Origin of the sequence: Pseudochrobactrum asaccharolyticum (genome assembly GCF_003314995.1) — a bacterium.
Lineage (GTDB): Bacteria > Pseudomonadota > Alphaproteobacteria > Rhizobiales > Rhizobiaceae > Pseudochrobactrum > Pseudochrobactrum asaccharolyticum.
Genome location: NZ_QNRH01000003.1, coordinates 370,547 through 385,758, shown reverse-complemented (window position 1 = coordinate 385,758; position 15,212 = coordinate 370,547). Strand labels below are relative to the sequence as shown.

Sequence of the window (15,212 nt, the reverse complement as noted above, 5' to 3'; positions counted from 1 at the left end):
TCCAAGGCGGATTTTTGGTTTAGCCGTGGGCTCAAAAATATGTTCGGGCAAGCGTTTAGTTTTAAAATGTAGAGAGGCATTACGACATCCGTTTTGCCTCTCTCAAAGTGCATCATTATTTATTTGTGATATGTGCTTTTCTTATCAGCGTACTACCGATTATAAAGTATGGTTTTCACTTGATCCCTGCGCGCATAAAGCTTTGTACAAACTGACGCTGGAACAACAGGAAGCCGATCAGAAGCGGTGCTGAGGTCATCAAGGCTGCCGCAGAGATAATGCTCCATTGCACCCCCTGATCCGGTGAAGAGAACACCTGCAAACCAACTGTCAGCGGACGTGTTGATACCGAATTGGTAATCACCAGTGGCCAGAGCAGATTGTTCCAGTGGTAGCTCACGGATACCAGCCCGTAGGCCACATAGATCGGCTTGGCCAAAGGTACATAGACTTTGAGCAAAGTAGTGAGCGCCCCTGCGCCTTCCACACGCGCTGCATCATCCAGCTCTTTAGGCACGGTTAGGAATGTCTGACGCAGCAGAAAAATACCAAAGGCTGATGCCATATAAGGCAGCCCCATCGCTACAACTGTATCAACCAGACCGAGCTTAGCAATAGTGCGGTAATTCTCAACCAGCAGCACTTCCGGCATAATCATCAATTGTACCAGCACCAGCATGAAAACAATGGTCTTGCCGCGAAACTCATAACGGGCAAAAGCATAGGCTGCGAGTGTACAGATAATAAACTGGCTAATCAGAATTGTGCTGATCAGCAGGAACGTATTGAAAAAGTAGCGCCCGAAAGGAGCGGCATTCCACGCATTGGTGAAATTTTCCAGTGTCAGCGGGGCAAGCAGATCAAAACGTGCCTCATATTCCGGTGGATGAAAGGCCATCCAAACGGCATAGAGCAATGGCAAAATCCATAAGAAGCCAAGCAGATAACAGCCGAAAGTCTCAATAGCACGCCAGAAAGAGAACTCACGCGGCTGATGCGGTAATGTCATTGCACTCATTTGTAATGCACCTTGCGATCAAGAATTCCGAACTGGACGAAAGCGATGAGAGCCAGCGCCAGCAACAGCACAACAGTCAAAGCCGATGCATAGGCCGTATCCCAGAAACGGAAAGCAACATTGTAAACGTAGTAAAGCAGCAATGTACTGGCATTATCCGGCCCGCCACGCGTCATGACGATCACATGATCAATCAGACGGAAGGCATTAATCACCGCATTAATCAGCACAAACAATGTGGTTGGCATCAGCAGCGGAAATGTTACGCGACGGAAGAAGTACCAACGCCCTGTGCCCTCCAGTGCTGCCGCCTCCGACAAGCTGGGACTGATCTGCTGCAAAGCAGCCAGATAAAAAATCATGAAGAAACCAGCTTCTTTCCAGATTGCCAGCGCCATCAGGCTGCCAAGCACAGTATCAGGATTGCCCAGCCAGTTCGTTTCATGAAAGCCGAACAGTCCGAGAAACTGATCAATCAGGCCATAACCCGGCGTGTAGAAAAACAGCCAGATATTAGCGACCGCGATCATCGGCAAGACGGTTGGCAAGAAGAAAGACATCCGCATCAGCGAGCGACCGCGAATGGATGAGTTGACGATAATCGCCATCAGCATTGCCAGCGCGATCGAGGCAGGCACGGTGCCGAGCGCATAAATCGCATTATTCTTCAGAGCTGCCCAAAACACCGGATCATTGATCATTGTTGTATAATGATCTGTCCCGACAAATTGCGGCGGACGCTTGCCGCGCGGCGTCTGATAGAAGCTGTTGATGAATGTCATCACCGCAGGAATATGCGTAAACACTGCCAGCAAAACTGTGGCCGGCAAAAGCAACAGCCAAGGTGTTATCTGGTTTTTCGCCTGAGTCACGCGAGCCCCTCCAGCCTTTTATATCAGTGCGCTCGGAATTTATTCGCGCTGCACTGCATTACTTTATTGATGGAATGAGCTGTGCATGACCTCCCGTCATGCACAGCTGAATTACTTTAAGACTTACTGATAAGGCTTGAGAATGCGCTCGGCTTCGGTCTGAGCATCTTCCAGCGCTTTTTCAACGCTCTTATTGCCGGTCAACGCCGCTTCAATCGCGTCATCAATCACACGGGCAACCCGCTGATTTTCATAGGTTGAAAGTTCCGGCACCATATATTGAATCTGGTCATGCGGGACTTTTGCACCCGGGAATTCGGCAACATATTTCTTCATCGCTTCGGTTTCCCATGCATCATCGCGCGCAGCGATATAGCCGGTTTTGATGCTCCACTCGGCAGCCTGATCTGCCGAAGACAGCCATTTTACAAATTTAAAGGCTGCCTGCTGCTTTGCATCATCTTCAACATTGAAAATATAAGCATTGCCACCACTTGTCGGGGCGCCATAGGCCTTGTTCTTTGGCAAAATCTGCACGCCGAACGGGAAAGGCGCATTGTTTTTTACATTGGTCAGGTTGCCGCTGGTGGTGGTGATCATGGCTGCACGCCCCTCGAAGAAATCCTTCGGATTGGTCGCCCATTCGATCACGCCCGGCTTCATTACTTTGTGTTTGTGTGCCAGATCGACCCAATATTGCATGGCTTCAACAACTTCAGACGAATTGAAGTAGGTTTTTTTACCGTCCGGCTCAGCAATCTTGCCGCCGTTTTGCGCAACATAACCCTGCAACAGCCAATAAGATGTGAGCGATGACGGCACCTGCATGCCCCAGCGTTCAACATTACCGCTACCGGAACGTTTGGTCAGTTTAGTTGCAAAATCAACCACCTCTGACCAGTCCTGCGGGCCTTTTTCCGGATCAAGTCCAACTTCCTTGAAAGCATCTTTGTTCCAGAAGAAAACTGTGGTGCCACGCTGGAAAGGCACGCCCCATGTTTTATCTTCACTCTTGCTGTTTATCATGAAAACCGGCGAAAAACCTGCAAGCCATGCTTTGTCATCATCGGTTTTTGCCAGATCTTCATATGGAATAATGGCGTCTTCTTCGATCAGCGTAAACATATCTGTCGAGAGCATCACCGCCACTTCCGGCGCTTGACCGGACTTGAAGGCTGTGAGCGACTTGCTCAGTGTTTCAGGGTAGGTGCCGGAATAAATCGGCTTGACCTTGATCTCCGGATTTTGCCCTTCAAAACGAGTGATCAGATCATCCACGATTTTTGTTACCGGCCCGCCGATCGCCACCGGATAATAAAAACTGATTTCAACCTGTTCAGCATGGGCTGTTCCCCAACCGCCCAGCACCGCCAGTATTGCAGATGTTGCAAAGAGCGTTTTCACAGTTCGTTTTGCCTGCATAGTCATTGTTATTATCTCCAGATGGATGGTAATGTTCCGGGTATTGCGGTTAAAGCGGCAGAGCGGAGCGTTCGACCCGATGCCCTGCTGCTTCGTCAAACACATGCACAGCGGATGGCGCCCATGTCAGGCCAACCATGTCACCGGTATGGAACTGGCGAATGCCTTCGATACGCACTTGTAAATTCTGATCGCCAACGCGGCAGTCCAGAATACTGTCCGCACCATGATATTCGATGGCCTCAATACGGGCTTTGACACGCCCTTCATCCGCGATGCGGATTTCTTCCGGACGCAAACCCAGAGCAAGGCCGCTTGCAGAACCGTCAATAATTGCCGGAGCATCCGCTGCACCGCTGATCGTGGCTTTGCCGTCATAATCAGCCATACGAATAACATTCATTGGTGGTGTGCCAATGAAACGGGCAACAAAAGTGGTGGCAGGTTCCAGATAGAGCTCTGCGGGTTTCGCCTTCTGCTCAATCTTGCCGCCCTTCATCAGAATGACCTGATCGGCAAGGCTCATTGCCTCAATCTGATCATGGGTCACATAGACCATGGTCATACCCAGCTGCTGTTGCAGATTGCGGATTTCCTTGCGCATTTCGTGGCGCAACTGCGCATCAAGATTGGAAAGCGGCTCATCCATCAGGCAAACAGAAGCTTCGGCCACAATGGCTCGCCCCAGCGCCACTCGCTGTTGCTGGCCACCGGATAATTGTGAAGGACGCCGGTCCAGCAGATGCGACAGGCCGAGAATATCAGCTGCCCGCTTTAGACGCTGATCGCGTTCACCGGCAGAAACCTTGCGCACACGCAGACCAAAGATAATATTTTCAGCAACAGTCAGGTGCGGAAACAAAGCATAGGACTGAAACACCATTGCCAGACCACGCTTTGCCGGTGCAGCATTGGTTACATCTTTACCGCCGATGATAATCTGACCGGAGGTGACAGAGTCCAGACCCGCAATCAGACGCAGCGACGTTGATTTTCCGCAACCGGAAGGCCCCAGCAGCACGGTCAGTGTTCCGGGCTCTACGGTAAAATTCACATCATTCACTGCGTGGAATGTCGTCCACTTCTTGTTGAGATTGACGATCTCAATACCGGACATCCGCTTCCCCTCCCCGAGACTTACAACCGCCATGCAATACTTTCTTCATTTGCTATGGCAGCATTTCACCGGAACCATTTTTGCTAAAACAACAGAAACCGGCATCACTTTTCAAAAAAATTATTGAACTTTTTATTCACAGTCAATACTTTTGTACAGAATGAGTTGATTTGCACCAAACTCATTCATAGACGGGAGCAAAACATGTCCAAATTCAGCATATTACAAATCTCAGACACGCATCTTTCTCCGCGCACGGAGCATTTTCGTGAAAATAATCGCCTGCTGGCCAAGCCGCTGGCGGAATCAAATCATGATTTCATCATCCACACCGGCGACATCACGCTGGATGGAATCCGCTATGATGAAGACTATGCGCTGTGCCGGGATTTCTTTCAGGAATCCGGCAAGGTCATTCATTTTCTCGCCGGCAACCACGACATCGGCGACAATCCGAACCTTTCCAAGCCGGAAAGTGAAAACGGCAGCGCCATCAATGCTGCGCGCTATGCTAAATTTGCGGATTATTTCGGTGCTGACCGCTGGGCAATCGATCAGGGTAACTGGCGGATCATTGGCATCAGCTCGATGTTGATCGGCTCCGGACTGCCACAGGAAGCCGAGCAATATGACTGGATCGACGCGCAGATCGCATCACTTGGACAGCGCTATCTGGCTGTTTTCTCCCATCAGCCGATCTATATCGACAATACCGATAGCACCGAACTGACCTACTGGACGGTTGATCCGAAAGGCTGGCGACGTCTTGAAACCCTGATTAATCATCCGCAACTGCGCCTGATTGCCAGCGGGCATTTACACCAGCAGCGCTCCGCTAAGCGTGGTAATGTACATCTGGAATGGTGCTCTTCAATCGCTTTTACCACCACAGACGAACTGGTGCCGGAAATGGGTGGCACACGCGAAGTGGGCTACATGGAACATCATTTTTCTGATGATGGCAGCGTTGAAAGCAAAGTCCTGAAGCAGGAAGGCTTCGCCAACAATCATCTGGAAGACGTGATTAAAATTGTTTATCCGCTGATCGGCGGCTAAAAATAAGCCGGTTTTCCGGCGCGCCATACAAAATAACCCCGCTTTGAGGTTCAGAGCGGGGTTGTTTTTTACAATGCTTTTGTCAGCACTCAGGCTGGCTTATGGGCTGTCACGGATGCTGGCACTGGTGAATGTCCAAACCAGTTCGGATTGGTGACGCTGGCTTTACCGGCATCAATCAGCGCATTTTCATCCTTGCCATTGGTCATATAATCACGATCCGCAAGCGGCTGGATGCGCACCGAAGTTTCCGTTTCTTCCAGAATAGTCACATATTTCAAATTCTTATCGCGGCCGATTTCAGCCATTTCCAAAGCGGCAGGCAATTTGCGCGGCAGATTGATATTGAGCCAGTGACCATCATGCGCCCAGTCACTTCTGGTCTCCCAGAAATTACGGATATGACTGGCAAGCCATTCAAGTGCCGCTGTATCTGCCGGTTCAAAATCGCGCGGCGCAGAAAAAGCAACAGATGCAATACCGTTCAGTGCGCCCTCACGTGCGACCGCCATGGTGCCGGAATAAGATACATCTTCCGCAACATTGCGCCCCGCATTAATACCTGAAAGAACCAGATCCGGCAGTTTCTGATCGCGGAAAACCCAGTGAACAGCGGCAATCACACAATCAACCGGCGTTCCGGTACAGGCATAGCGCTTATCAGCGACTTTATTCACAGAAAATCCGGCGGTCAGCGATACGCAATGACCGTTAGCACTCCGATTGCCGTCCGGCGCAATGATCCAAACATCATCAGTCAAAAGACGCGCAGCCTTTTCAAGCACCGCAATGCCGGATGCATCAATACCGTCGTCATTTGAAATCAGAATTCGCATATTCCACCTCTTGATAACTCCTCTCCGCAACAGGAGAGTCTCGCAAATTGTGATGGAATATATGATTTATTTGTACAAAATTTGCAAATTAAATAATTTTGTTCAAATATGTTTTTAGAGAAATCTTGACCTTTGCACTGATATCACGCCATTATCACAAACAGATGACAGATAATGCTTTGTGTGAAAAAGACATAAAAGGTAGAAGAATGGCCCGCAGCAGTAAGCCGAAAACCAAATTTCAGGCCGATCAGGACGAATTAAAACTGCGCGCCGCATGGCTCTATTACATTGAAGGGCTGACACAAGAACAAGTTGCGCAAAATCTGGATATCAGCCGGATCAAGGCTTTCCGCTTGCTGGCAGCAACCCGCGAAGAAGGCATTGTGCAAATCTCGCTTAATTCCCATGCGGAGCCGTTGATCAAATTGCAACGGGCATTGGAGAAGCATCTCGGATTATTTGAGGCGATTGTTGTGCCATCCTCTGACCAGTCGGAAGCCAGTCTGTCTGCGGTCATCGGTCATGCCACAGGGCGCTATCTCTCCGATCGTCTGCAAGACGGACTGACAATCGGTGTTGGCTGGGGTGCAACTCTGCAAGCCTGTATGAGCAATCTGAAGTGGCGCGAAATCAGCGATCTTTCAGTTATCTCTCTGCTGGGCGGTCTGACCCATTCCATGGCCTATAACCCGTCTGCGGTCGCATGGCGACTGGCGGAGTTTTACAAAACAGAACTGTTTCAGATCACCGCTCCGGTCTTTGTGCCACATGAAAAACTGGCGCAGGAATTATGGGAAATTCAGGATCTGAAAGCGCTGAAAAAGAAAGTATCAGAGATTGATCTTGCAATTCTGAGCGTTGCGGATGTCAGCAAACAAGCATCCATTTTCCGCCGCGGACTTTTGACAAGCGAAGACGCTGAAAGCCTGCAGGCAGCAGGCGCTGTCGGCGATGTTTTGTGTCAGTTCGTCAATGAAGCGGGTGAGATTGTCGATCATCCCGTCAATAAGCGCGCTATGGCGATTAATCCGACAGAATTGCGCAAAGTGCCAAAGGTGATCATCTCTGCCGGTGGCGTGCGCAAAGCGCAGGCTATCCGCGCAAGTATCCTGACCACAAAGGCACAGGTGCTGATTACTGATGAAGCAACAGCGCAAGAATTACTGAACTTGAAAAGCCTGATCTGACATCAGGCTTTATCCGGCATTTTCCGCCTGTATTCTGGTCAGCATTGCCGCCGCGCTCACCTCGTCGGTAATAAAGACCGTCGGTTTCAGCAGTTTCATCGCGCCGAGCAGCGCTGCAACTTTTTCCGGCCCGCCGGAGGTGAGAATACGTATAGGCGCTTTTTGCAGCTTATCCATGCTGACCGACATCACCCGCTCATGCACCGGATCGGACACTATCTCGCCGTTGCAATCATAGAAATGAAACAGCATATCGCCGACCGCACCATTTTCGAGCAATGAGCGCTTCTGCACATCATCAATCAGACCAACGCGATAAGATGTGCTGCTGGCAGTCTCAATGCCACCAATGCTGAGCAGAACCATATCCAGATCATCAGCCATTTCGAAAACATCTTTCAGCCCGCAACGCTCAATCAAAGCCTCACGGGTTTCTTTGCTGTCGACCAGAGCCGGCGCCGGGATCAGATAGCCCTCCCCCTGAAAAATCTGCGCAAACTGCCAGGCAAATTCCGGCGGGTTGAAACGGCGCGGCTGCGCGATCCCGCCAAGCAGCGAAATGACTTTAAGATCATTGAGATTACGCGCACCGATATGTTGCAAGGTGCCGGATAATGTCCGCCCCCAGCCAACGCCAATACGCATACCATGCTGTACTTTCTCCGAAAGATAAGCGCCGGTCGCCGCCGCAATCGGCGCTACCGGATCAGTGTCCGGCGTCGATAACGGAGCTACAATTGCGCGCTCCAACCCGAATGTCTGCTCCAGCATCCGCTCCAGTGCTGTCAGACCGGCCAGCTTGCCTTCAATGGTAATTTTCACTTCATTGCGCGCCCGCGCTTCAGCCAGCAGGCGGACAATCGTTACACGGCCAACGCCCAGAACATCGGCAATATCGTTCTGGGTCATTTGCTCGACATAATACATCCAGGCTGCTCGGGTACGTAGCCGGTTTGTCTTATTCTCACTGGCAACGCTCTCTGATCCGACGATAAGTTCAATTGCTTCCTGAGGTGTTCCCGACTTACGTTTCGTGCTTTTCAACCCAATTCCCCGATTATTTGCGTCAGTTTATTGCGCCCGCTGCATAAGGGCACAGATATGCAGGCTTTTCTGCATGCAGCTTATTGCTTTTTATGTCATGAAGAAACAATAATCCCGTCATCATTTCGGGTTATACCCGCATCATGCGCGCAGGATGAACGACCATGCATCAGGACATTCCCAACGACATCGCCGTTAGCATTAAAGATAAGCTGCGCGGTTTGCGCTATGCTCTGCGACACACCCGTTATGGTCAGCAGCCAGCTGAAAAATCTGTAGTTCTGCCTGAACTTGTTATGAACCGTGCGGCGCATGTGGCGGCAACGGTTATGGATAAGGCGTTCAGCACTGCCGAAACGATTTCCATATCCCTTGTCTCGGACAATCCGTCCATTCATGAAACCGCGCCGGATGTCCGGAGTTTAAGCTTTTACTTTAACGGTAGTTCTGAAGGACAGCGGGCATTTCACCGTGATATGTATTACCTTACGAAAGCCGTTCTGCACCGGTATAAAGCCGAAAACCTGCTGATTCAGGAAGCCGTTTTCAAGACCGTTTATACGCGGATCAAACAACAGCATGGCGCCGATATTGCCCGCCTGCAAGATCCGGCAACCGATATTATCCAGCAAAGTGCCAAGCTGTGTACGACACTGTTTCAGGAAATGTTGCGGCAACAACCGGTACGCCAGTCAGGCACCTTGTCAAAATCTGCAATGATCAGCGGCTTTGCAGCCATTGCACTGGCCTGTGCATTAGCAACGGCAAAACCTGCCGATATGGAAAATATCGACAATCTGGAAAGTGCATTGCTGGCTGTTGAAGCGCGTGAAGATCGTATTATTGAAGGCGTCAGTCAGAATGATAGCGTTGCTCTGCAAAAGCTCTTCGCTACACTGATTTTTCACTTGCCGTAAATGTAAAACACCGCCGCATCAGTGAATTTATGCGGCGGTGTTTTCTTAGTTCAGTTCGGAAATAAGCTTTTTTGCGCGCGGGATTGAGGCAGGGCTCATGCTCAGCTCCGTCAGCCCCATGCGGATAAATTCCGCGATCAAATCCGGTCGTGCAGCCGCCTCACCACACATCCCCACCATAATTCCGGCTTCGTTTGCTGCTTTTGCCGTCATCTCAATGGCCGCCATCACCGCAGGATGCGATACATCATTCAGCTTAGCGACGGTCGGGTTCAACCGGTCTGCGGCCATGACATATTGCGTCAGATCATTGGTGCCGATTGAGAAAAAAGCCGCTTCCTGAGCCAGCTGGCGGGCAGCAAAAACGGCTGCAGGTGTTTCAATCATCACACCCAGTTCAAATTCACCGCAAGCTTTCCCCTCACCGATCAGCTCTTGCCTGCAAGTTTCAATCAGGGTTTTCGTTGCGCGAATTTCTCCCGCGTCCGAGATCATCGGCAGCATGACTTTGAGTTTACCGTGAACCGCCGCGCGCAATAAAGCGCGCAGTTGCGGCTTGAAAATATCCGGCCTGTCGAGGCACATACGAATACCGCGCCAGCCGAGAAACGGATTTTCCTCCTGCGGAAATTCAATACCGGCAACCGGCTTATCACCACCAATATCCAGCGTACGGACAATCACAGAATAAGGCGCAAAGGCCTTGAGTAAAGCAGCATAGGTTTCCGTCTGCATATCCTCAGACGGCAGATGCATATGTTTCATAAACAAGAGTTCAGTGCGAAACAAACCAACGCCCATTGCACCGGCGGCTTGCGCCACTTCAATCTCTTCCAGAGCACCGAGATTGGCGGCAATCTCAATCACCACGCCATCGGCACGCTGCGGGATCAGAGTGCGATAGACTTCCAGAGCCAGCTTTTCAGCTTTAGCCGCTGCAATACCCTGTTCAAAACCTGTGCGAATAAGTGCATCAGGCTCAGGCGCAACGCGGCCTTTGCTACCATCAACAGCGATCTGTTTTACATCTTTGAGCTGATATATTGCCTTGCCAAGCCCCAAAACAGCAGGAATACCATGTGTGCGTGCAATGATGGCCACATGAGACGTTGCCCCGCCATGACCACAGACAATCGCGCCAATCTTTTTCAAAGGTGCACGGGCAAAATCCCATGCGCCGATATCCTCAGCAATCAGGATTGCACCATACGGCAGCGCTTCGAGACTGATATCCTGCTGCCCGAGCAGCGCCAGACAAATCTGACGACCAACAGCCTGCACATCATCAGCACGCGCATTGAGGTAAGGATCATCGATCTCTGAAAACTGACGGGCAACCGCAGCACTGGCACCAAGCATGGCAGAGAGAGCATCCAGCCCGCCACGGATCAGACCCTTTGCTTCGTCCAGCAAAACTTCATCTGCGGCAATATCTTTCAGCGCTGCAATAATACCGCGATCACTTTCGGCAAGATTATCCGCTTGCAGTTCCGCATCCATACGCTGCTGAACACAGGCAACGGCCTCATGGAACCGTTGCAACTCTGCCGGTATTTCCTCCGGTTTCAGCATCCGGTTATCGGCGGTAATTTCCGGCGAAAAAAATGGATAGGCTGCACCAAGAGCCATGCCTTCACTGGCAGCAATGCCGGAGATAAAACCGGTCTCATCCGGTTGTCCTATAGGAATTACCGGTGCTTTGTTTTCAACAGAGACAGCCGCACCGGAAGCAACGGGCGCGTCAGCATGATCTTCCAACCCTGACAACGGATTTTCCAGATAGCCAATCAGCGCCTCCAGCGCTTCAATAGCATCAGCGCCGTCAGCCCGTATGGTCACAGTGTCATTTTCTTTCACACCGAGCAGCATGAGTTTGACAGAGCTTTTTGCACTGACGCTCTTACCCGCTTTCGCAATCTCAATGTCCGCTTCAAAGCCTTTGGCAAGCTTTACAAAGCGGGTAGCCGGTCGTGCATGCAATCCTTCATGCACCCGTACGATTGTCGAGCGTTCCATGATGCTATACCTGTCTCAATGCTTTTCAATATTATGCGCGAATGATAATGTTGGCACCGGCCTGCAACTGCGCAACCAGCACTTCTGTATCCACTTCAGAGGCGCAGATTTCACCCGGACGCTCGGCATTATCAGCACCGTTAAACGAAATCACCACATGGCCGATATCAAGTACTTTTTGCCATGCGCTGGCACCGACAGAGGTGATTTTTGCCTCAAGTGAACCAATGCTGATCGTTGCACCGGTGACCGGTGCTTCAGCCGATGGCTCTGCTGTAATCGCATGCAGAACGGAAACTTCAGCCAGTTCTGACGGGGAACCGTCAGCAAACAGAATAACAACGCCGCCTTCAGCCAGATCCGCTACTTCAGGCCCTACAGCAGTCACCCGCGTATTCAGAGAAATTGTCATAATAGCGGTACCTTTCAGTCAATATTTCATATCTTTATTGAAGAGCGGCCGGTCATTAGCGACCAAACCGCTCTCTGTATATTTAAAGAACCAACAGGCTGACAGCCCATGCAATCAGCACAGAAACCGGCCCCATGATCTGGCGGCTGATCAGAACCGCCGGAACACCGATCTCAATAGTTTTAGGCTTGGCTTCTCCCAGTGCCAGACCAACCGGCACGAAGTCACAACCGACTTGCGTGTTATAGGCAAACAAGGCTGGCAGAGCCATTGCCGGTGCAATTGTACCATTGGCAATCTGCGGGCCGATGATCGCCACACCAACCACCTGCGCGATGACCGCACCGGGTCCGAGCACCGGAGACAAGAACGGTAATCCGCAAATCGCAGACAGGATCAGAAGACCGATAATATTATTGGCGAGAGGCCCCAGAGGCTGAGCAAGAATATCACCAATGCCGGTATAGAGGATGAAACCGATCAGCATGGTAACAAAGGCCATAAATGGCAGCACGTTACGGATAACCTGATCAATAGTGCGGCGACCGGCATTGAAGAACACACCGACAATACCACCCATCACGCGACCAACACTGCTGATCAGTCCGATAATACCGCCTTCCGACGGCTGCTCAACAGGAGCTGTAACCGGTGTTTCATGCATTGTCTGCGTAGCAGATGCTGCGGGAGCAGAACCATCGGAGATTGTAATATTTTCAGGTTTTACACCCGATACATAAATATCCTCGGTAATATATTGCGCGAGCGGGCCGGACTGGCCGACAGGCATGACATTGATGGTAGGTATACGCTTACGCGGATAGACACCACAACGCGCGGTGCCACCGCAATCCACGACCACCACAGCCATTTCGCTTTCAATCGGCGGTGCTTTGAAGCCGTCTACCGCTTCTGCGCCGGTTATATCAGCGATCTGACGGGCAATCGGATGAATACCGCCACCTGTAACCGAAACGACTTTATTACGCTGTTCAGTTGGCTGAATAGTCAGCGGGCCGCCCCAGCCGCCGGAACCAGCCTGAATTGTTACGGACTTATAGGATTTCGCCATTTTTCCCCTCCCGCTTCTCAGAGCTCAATGCCCTGACGGCGCGCCATAATGGCTGTAATGCGTTCTGTCAGCATGCCTTTAAGCAGGATCACCACGAGACCGACCAGTGCGTACCAGATCGCTACAGTGATGTGATATCCGCCCGGAACTGCGCCCTTCTTTTCCAGCTCCATCAGTGCGACCAGAATGCCGCCCCAGACGAAATATTCGCCCGGATTGATATGCGGAAACAGGCCAAGCGGCGGATGTACATAGGAAACAGCAGCATCATAGAAGGCAGGCTTGTGCTTTTCTTCCAGAAACGAGCCGAATGTATAGGCCATCGGATTCGTGAGAAAGAACACCGACAGCAGCGGCAACACGGTATAACGTGTCAGCGCAATACGACCGGCACCGCGCGCCAGACCATGCACGCGCTTTTCGCCCACCAGTTCAGTGATCGCGTAAAAAGCCGTCATCAGCACGATAAGAGTCGGAATAATGCCGGTAACAAAACCGGTCAGTACTTCGCCGCCCTTCTGGAAAACACCGATAAAGTGTTTGCCGAGCGCCGTCAGCCAACCCAGTTGTTCTTCCTGCTGCACATTTTGCAGACGTTCGCGAAACTGATCAACGGTGATATTATCACTCGCTGCCGCTGCGCCCGTGTCTGTGGTTGCCTGCGCCAGCACCACAAAGTCATTGATGCTGTTTTGCGCCGTCATTTTTCCATGCAATCCGCTGTTCAGGACTGCATCGGACACCAGCCCGCCCGCATGATGCAGGGATTGCATAGTGACGTCGGCATGTTGCGCCAACATTGCTGTAATAGACATATTACCTCCCTGATTACCGCATTTTTGATGCGGCCTCCCCTATAAATTCTATAAGCTAGGCTTTCACCGGTTTCAGACCGGTCAGCCCCTCCCCGCCATCTGACTGCTCCGCCAGTCTCTCCGCCTGTTCAATGGCAGAACGCACCGCATGTGCTACAGCAGGCTGAAATTTATCCTGTTCAAGCTGCTCGCGAAGCTGCGCCAATGTCAGACCTTCAAAGGCTTCCTGACGAATAAATTTAACGAAGACCGTACGCCCGCTCATCTCCAAAAACCTGCGTACGACCCGATCCTCATCCACCACAATTAATACAATAACGCCTTTGCCGAAACGCCCGCGCACATGGCCTGCACCAACATATCCGTCCTTGTATTTGTTACTGATGCCTTTCATGACATCCGTATAGTGGCGCATCTGAAACCAGACACCGAGCGACTGGAATCCCCACAGCAATGCCAATGCCAATAATGCCCATTGCCATATCGCCATATGATATCTCCTCCGGTTGCTCCTCTATCTTTCCGGAGTATTCTCCTGATCGAATTAAAGAACATTTGTTTTTTTAAATGTCAATATGTATAATTTAAAGCCAGCAGAACACAGCGATTGTTCCAGCGAATAGCAATGACATTTCTCCTGTCATCGCTTATGATTGCTGTCAATGAAGTGCCCGCATAAAAGTCAGCATACAAGAAAGAGCTCATGATGGATCTGCTGTTCAAAAACCAGATGGCAAATGTACCTGATCTACGCCACAGGCTGCGTCAGTTACGCTGGTTTCGGGCGACTTTGCGCAAACATGCCAATCTGATCTCCGAAATGACCGGTGTGCGTTATGATATTGATGAAAAACGTCTGACTGAAGCCTTTCTGAACTGGATTGAGCTGGTCAATCAGAACAAGCATTACGCGGCTGTTGACCGGAAAGATTTCATTATTTTTGCAGCCGGTCTGGTTCTGAAAGAATTGATCCGTCTCGCACCCGCAAAAGCCGTAAATCCATCCGACAACGAACTGAGCGGTGAGCTTGAAAATTTAACTGAAATCATCCGTTTTTGGCCGGAGGGTTTCCTTTATACCAACTACTGCATCTGCGCGATTGCTGCCGTGCAGGAACAGGAGTTCGGCACCAGCCCTGATATCGACCAAAGTGCCAGTGATCTGCGCACATGGTGGACTTATCGTGAAAATGCATCGGAGATGCCGGGCTTTGCCATTGCTTTTCTCGATAAGTTTCTGGGTCAAGAGCCTAATTGGGTGATGCCTGATTTTGCTTCCGCCCGCGCAGCCGTACAACGCGCACTCGGAGCAGATCATCCCGCATCTGCGCTCACAGAACCTTCACATAATTAAGCTAATAAAAAGCACTCCGGATAATCATGACAATTATCCGGAGTGTGATCAGAATACAGACCGGACAGAGG

At 50.9% G+C, this 15,212-nt stretch carries 15 protein-coding genes; 4 read left to right on the top strand and 11 right to left on the bottom strand.

The genetic code is table 11. From position 1 onward, the window contains the following. Positions 1-175: 175 nt before the first annotated feature. The 4 genes from DFR47_RS10140 to DFR47_RS10125 all read right to left on the bottom strand — a co-directional run bounded on the left by DFR47_RS10140 (position 176) and on the right by DFR47_RS10125 (position 4,429). Positions 176-1,018: a carbohydrate ABC transporter permease gene (locus tag DFR47_RS10140; protein WP_113944292.1), complete on the bottom strand. Its 843-nt coding sequence runs from the start codon at positions 1,016-1,018 to the stop codon at positions 176-178. Then, complete coding sequence (locus DFR47_RS10135; protein WP_113944291.1) at positions 1,015-1,890, bottom strand: carbohydrate ABC transporter permease; 876 nt, start codon at positions 1,888-1,890, stop codon at positions 1,015-1,017. The genes DFR47_RS10140 and DFR47_RS10135 overlap by 4 nt, the downstream gene beginning before the upstream one ends. Before the next feature lie 123 nt (positions 1,891-2,013). Beyond that, positions 2,014-3,318, bottom strand: a complete 1,305-nt coding sequence (locus DFR47_RS10130) for an ABC transporter substrate-binding protein (RefSeq protein ID WP_113944290.1) — start codon at positions 3,316-3,318, stop codon at positions 2,014-2,016. Between the two features lie 43 nt (positions 3,319-3,361). After that, positions 3,362-4,429 (bottom strand): ABC transporter ATP-binding protein, encoded by a 1,068-nt coding sequence (locus tag DFR47_RS10125; RefSeq protein ID WP_113944289.1) that lies wholly within the window; start codon positions 4,427-4,429, stop codon positions 3,362-3,364. 204 nt (positions 4,430-4,633) lie between these two features. On the opposite strand from DFR47_RS10125, the gene DFR47_RS10120 reads away from it, so the two are divergent. After that, complete coding sequence (locus tag DFR47_RS10120) at positions 4,634-5,485, top strand: metallophosphoesterase family protein (RefSeq protein ID WP_113944288.1); 852 nt, start codon at positions 4,634-4,636, stop codon at positions 5,483-5,485. Between the two features lie 89 nt (positions 5,486-5,574). Here the strand turns inward: DFR47_RS10120 and surE are convergent, their stop codons facing one another. Beyond that, positions 5,575-6,321: a 5'/3'-nucleotidase SurE gene (gene surE, locus DFR47_RS10115; protein ID WP_113944287.1), complete on the bottom strand. Its 747-nt coding sequence runs from the start codon at positions 6,319-6,321 to the stop codon at positions 5,575-5,577. Positions 6,322-6,530: 209 nt separating this feature from the next. Between surE and DFR47_RS10110 the strand changes: the two genes are divergently transcribed. Next, positions 6,531-7,511, top strand: a complete 981-nt coding sequence (locus DFR47_RS10110; protein WP_113944286.1) for a sugar-binding transcriptional regulator — start codon at positions 6,531-6,533, stop codon at positions 7,509-7,511. A 9-nt stretch (positions 7,512-7,520) separates the two neighbouring features. Here DFR47_RS10110 and DFR47_RS10105 read toward each other — a convergent pair whose 3' ends face one another. Further along, positions 7,521-8,555, bottom strand: a complete 1,035-nt coding sequence (locus DFR47_RS10105) for a sugar-binding transcriptional regulator (RefSeq protein ID WP_113944285.1) — start codon at positions 8,553-8,555, stop codon at positions 7,521-7,523. A gap of 164 nt (positions 8,556-8,719) precedes the next feature. Between DFR47_RS10105 and DFR47_RS10100 the strand changes: the two genes are divergently transcribed. Beyond that, a complete protein-coding gene (locus DFR47_RS10100) occupies positions 8,720-9,472 on the top strand; it encodes a hypothetical protein (RefSeq protein ID WP_113944284.1) in 753 nt (250 codons plus the stop codon). Between the two features lie 45 nt (positions 9,473-9,517). Here DFR47_RS10100 and ptsP read toward each other — a convergent pair whose 3' ends face one another. From ptsP to DFR47_RS10075, 5 genes are all read right to left on the bottom strand, one after another. Then, positions 9,518-11,488, bottom strand: a complete 1,971-nt coding sequence (gene ptsP, locus DFR47_RS10095; protein ID WP_113944283.1) for a phosphoenolpyruvate--protein phosphotransferase — start codon at positions 11,486-11,488, stop codon at positions 9,518-9,520. 31 nt (positions 11,489-11,519) lie between these two features. Continuing rightward, positions 11,520-11,900: a PTS glucitol/sorbitol transporter subunit IIA gene (locus tag DFR47_RS10090; RefSeq protein ID WP_113944282.1), complete on the bottom strand. Its 381-nt coding sequence runs from the start codon at positions 11,898-11,900 to the stop codon at positions 11,520-11,522. An 82-nt stretch (positions 11,901-11,982) separates the two neighbouring features. After that, positions 11,983-12,972, bottom strand: a complete 990-nt coding sequence (gene srlE, locus DFR47_RS10085; RefSeq protein WP_113944281.1) for a PTS glucitol/sorbitol transporter subunit IIB — start codon at positions 12,970-12,972, stop codon at positions 11,983-11,985. 17 nt (positions 12,973-12,989) lie between these two features. Beyond that, entirely contained in the window at positions 12,990-13,787 is a 798-nt protein-coding gene (srlA, locus tag DFR47_RS10080; RefSeq protein WP_113944280.1) for a PTS glucitol/sorbitol transporter subunit IIC, read from the bottom strand. Positions 13,788-13,842: 55 nt separating this feature from the next. Further along, positions 13,843-14,277 (bottom strand): transcriptional regulator GutM, encoded by a 435-nt coding sequence (locus DFR47_RS10075; RefSeq protein ID WP_113944279.1) that lies wholly within the window; start codon positions 14,275-14,277, stop codon positions 13,843-13,845. A 216-nt stretch (positions 14,278-14,493) separates the two neighbouring features. On the opposite strand from DFR47_RS10075, the gene DFR47_RS10070 reads away from it, so the two are divergent. After that, positions 14,494-15,141 carry a hypothetical protein gene (locus DFR47_RS10070; protein WP_113944509.1) on the top strand — a complete coding sequence of 216 codons (648 nt, stop codon included), beginning with the start codon at positions 14,494-14,496 and terminating at the stop codon, positions 15,139-15,141. Positions 15,142-15,212 lie beyond the last annotated feature (71 nt).

Coding starts and splice junctions, on each gene's coding strand:
- srlA (WP_113944280.1), bottom strand. CDS start 13,787: ATGTCTATTACAGCAATGTTGGCGCAACATGCCGACGTCACTATGCAA.
- DFR47_RS10070 (WP_113944509.1), top strand. CDS start 14,494: ATGGATCTGCTGTTCAAAAACCAGATGGCAAATGTACCTGATCTACGC.
- DFR47_RS10075 (WP_113944279.1), bottom strand. CDS start 14,277: ATGGCGATATGGCAATGGGCATTATTGGCATTGGCATTGCTGTGGGGA.
- DFR47_RS10120 (WP_113944288.1), top strand. CDS start 4,634: ATGTCCAAATTCAGCATATTACAAATCTCAGACACGCATCTTTCTCCG.
- surE (WP_113944287.1), bottom strand. CDS start 6,321: ATGCGAATTCTGATTTCAAATGACGACGGTATTGATGCATCCGGCATT.
- DFR47_RS10125 (WP_113944289.1), bottom strand. CDS start 4,429: ATGTCCGGTATTGAGATCGTCAATCTCAACAAGAAGTGGACGACATTC.
- DFR47_RS10100 (WP_113944284.1), top strand. CDS start 8,720: ATGCATCAGGACATTCCCAACGACATCGCCGTTAGCATTAAAGATAAG.
- DFR47_RS10110 (WP_113944286.1), top strand. CDS start 6,531: ATGGCCCGCAGCAGTAAGCCGAAAACCAAATTTCAGGCCGATCAGGAC.
- DFR47_RS10130 (WP_113944290.1), bottom strand. CDS start 3,318: ATGACTATGCAGGCAAAACGAACTGTGAAAACGCTCTTTGCAACATCT.
- ptsP (WP_113944283.1), bottom strand. CDS start 11,488: ATGGAACGCTCGACAATCGTACGGGTGCATGAAGGATTGCATGCACGA.
- DFR47_RS10140 (WP_113944292.1), bottom strand. CDS start 1,018: ATGAGTGCAATGACATTACCGCATCAGCCGCGTGAGTTCTCTTTCTGG.
- srlE (WP_113944281.1), bottom strand. CDS start 12,972: ATGGCGAAATCCTATAAGTCCGTAACAATTCAGGCTGGTTCCGGCGGC.
- DFR47_RS10090 (WP_113944282.1), bottom strand. CDS start 11,900: ATGACAATTTCTCTGAATACGCGGGTGACTGCTGTAGGGCCTGAAGTA.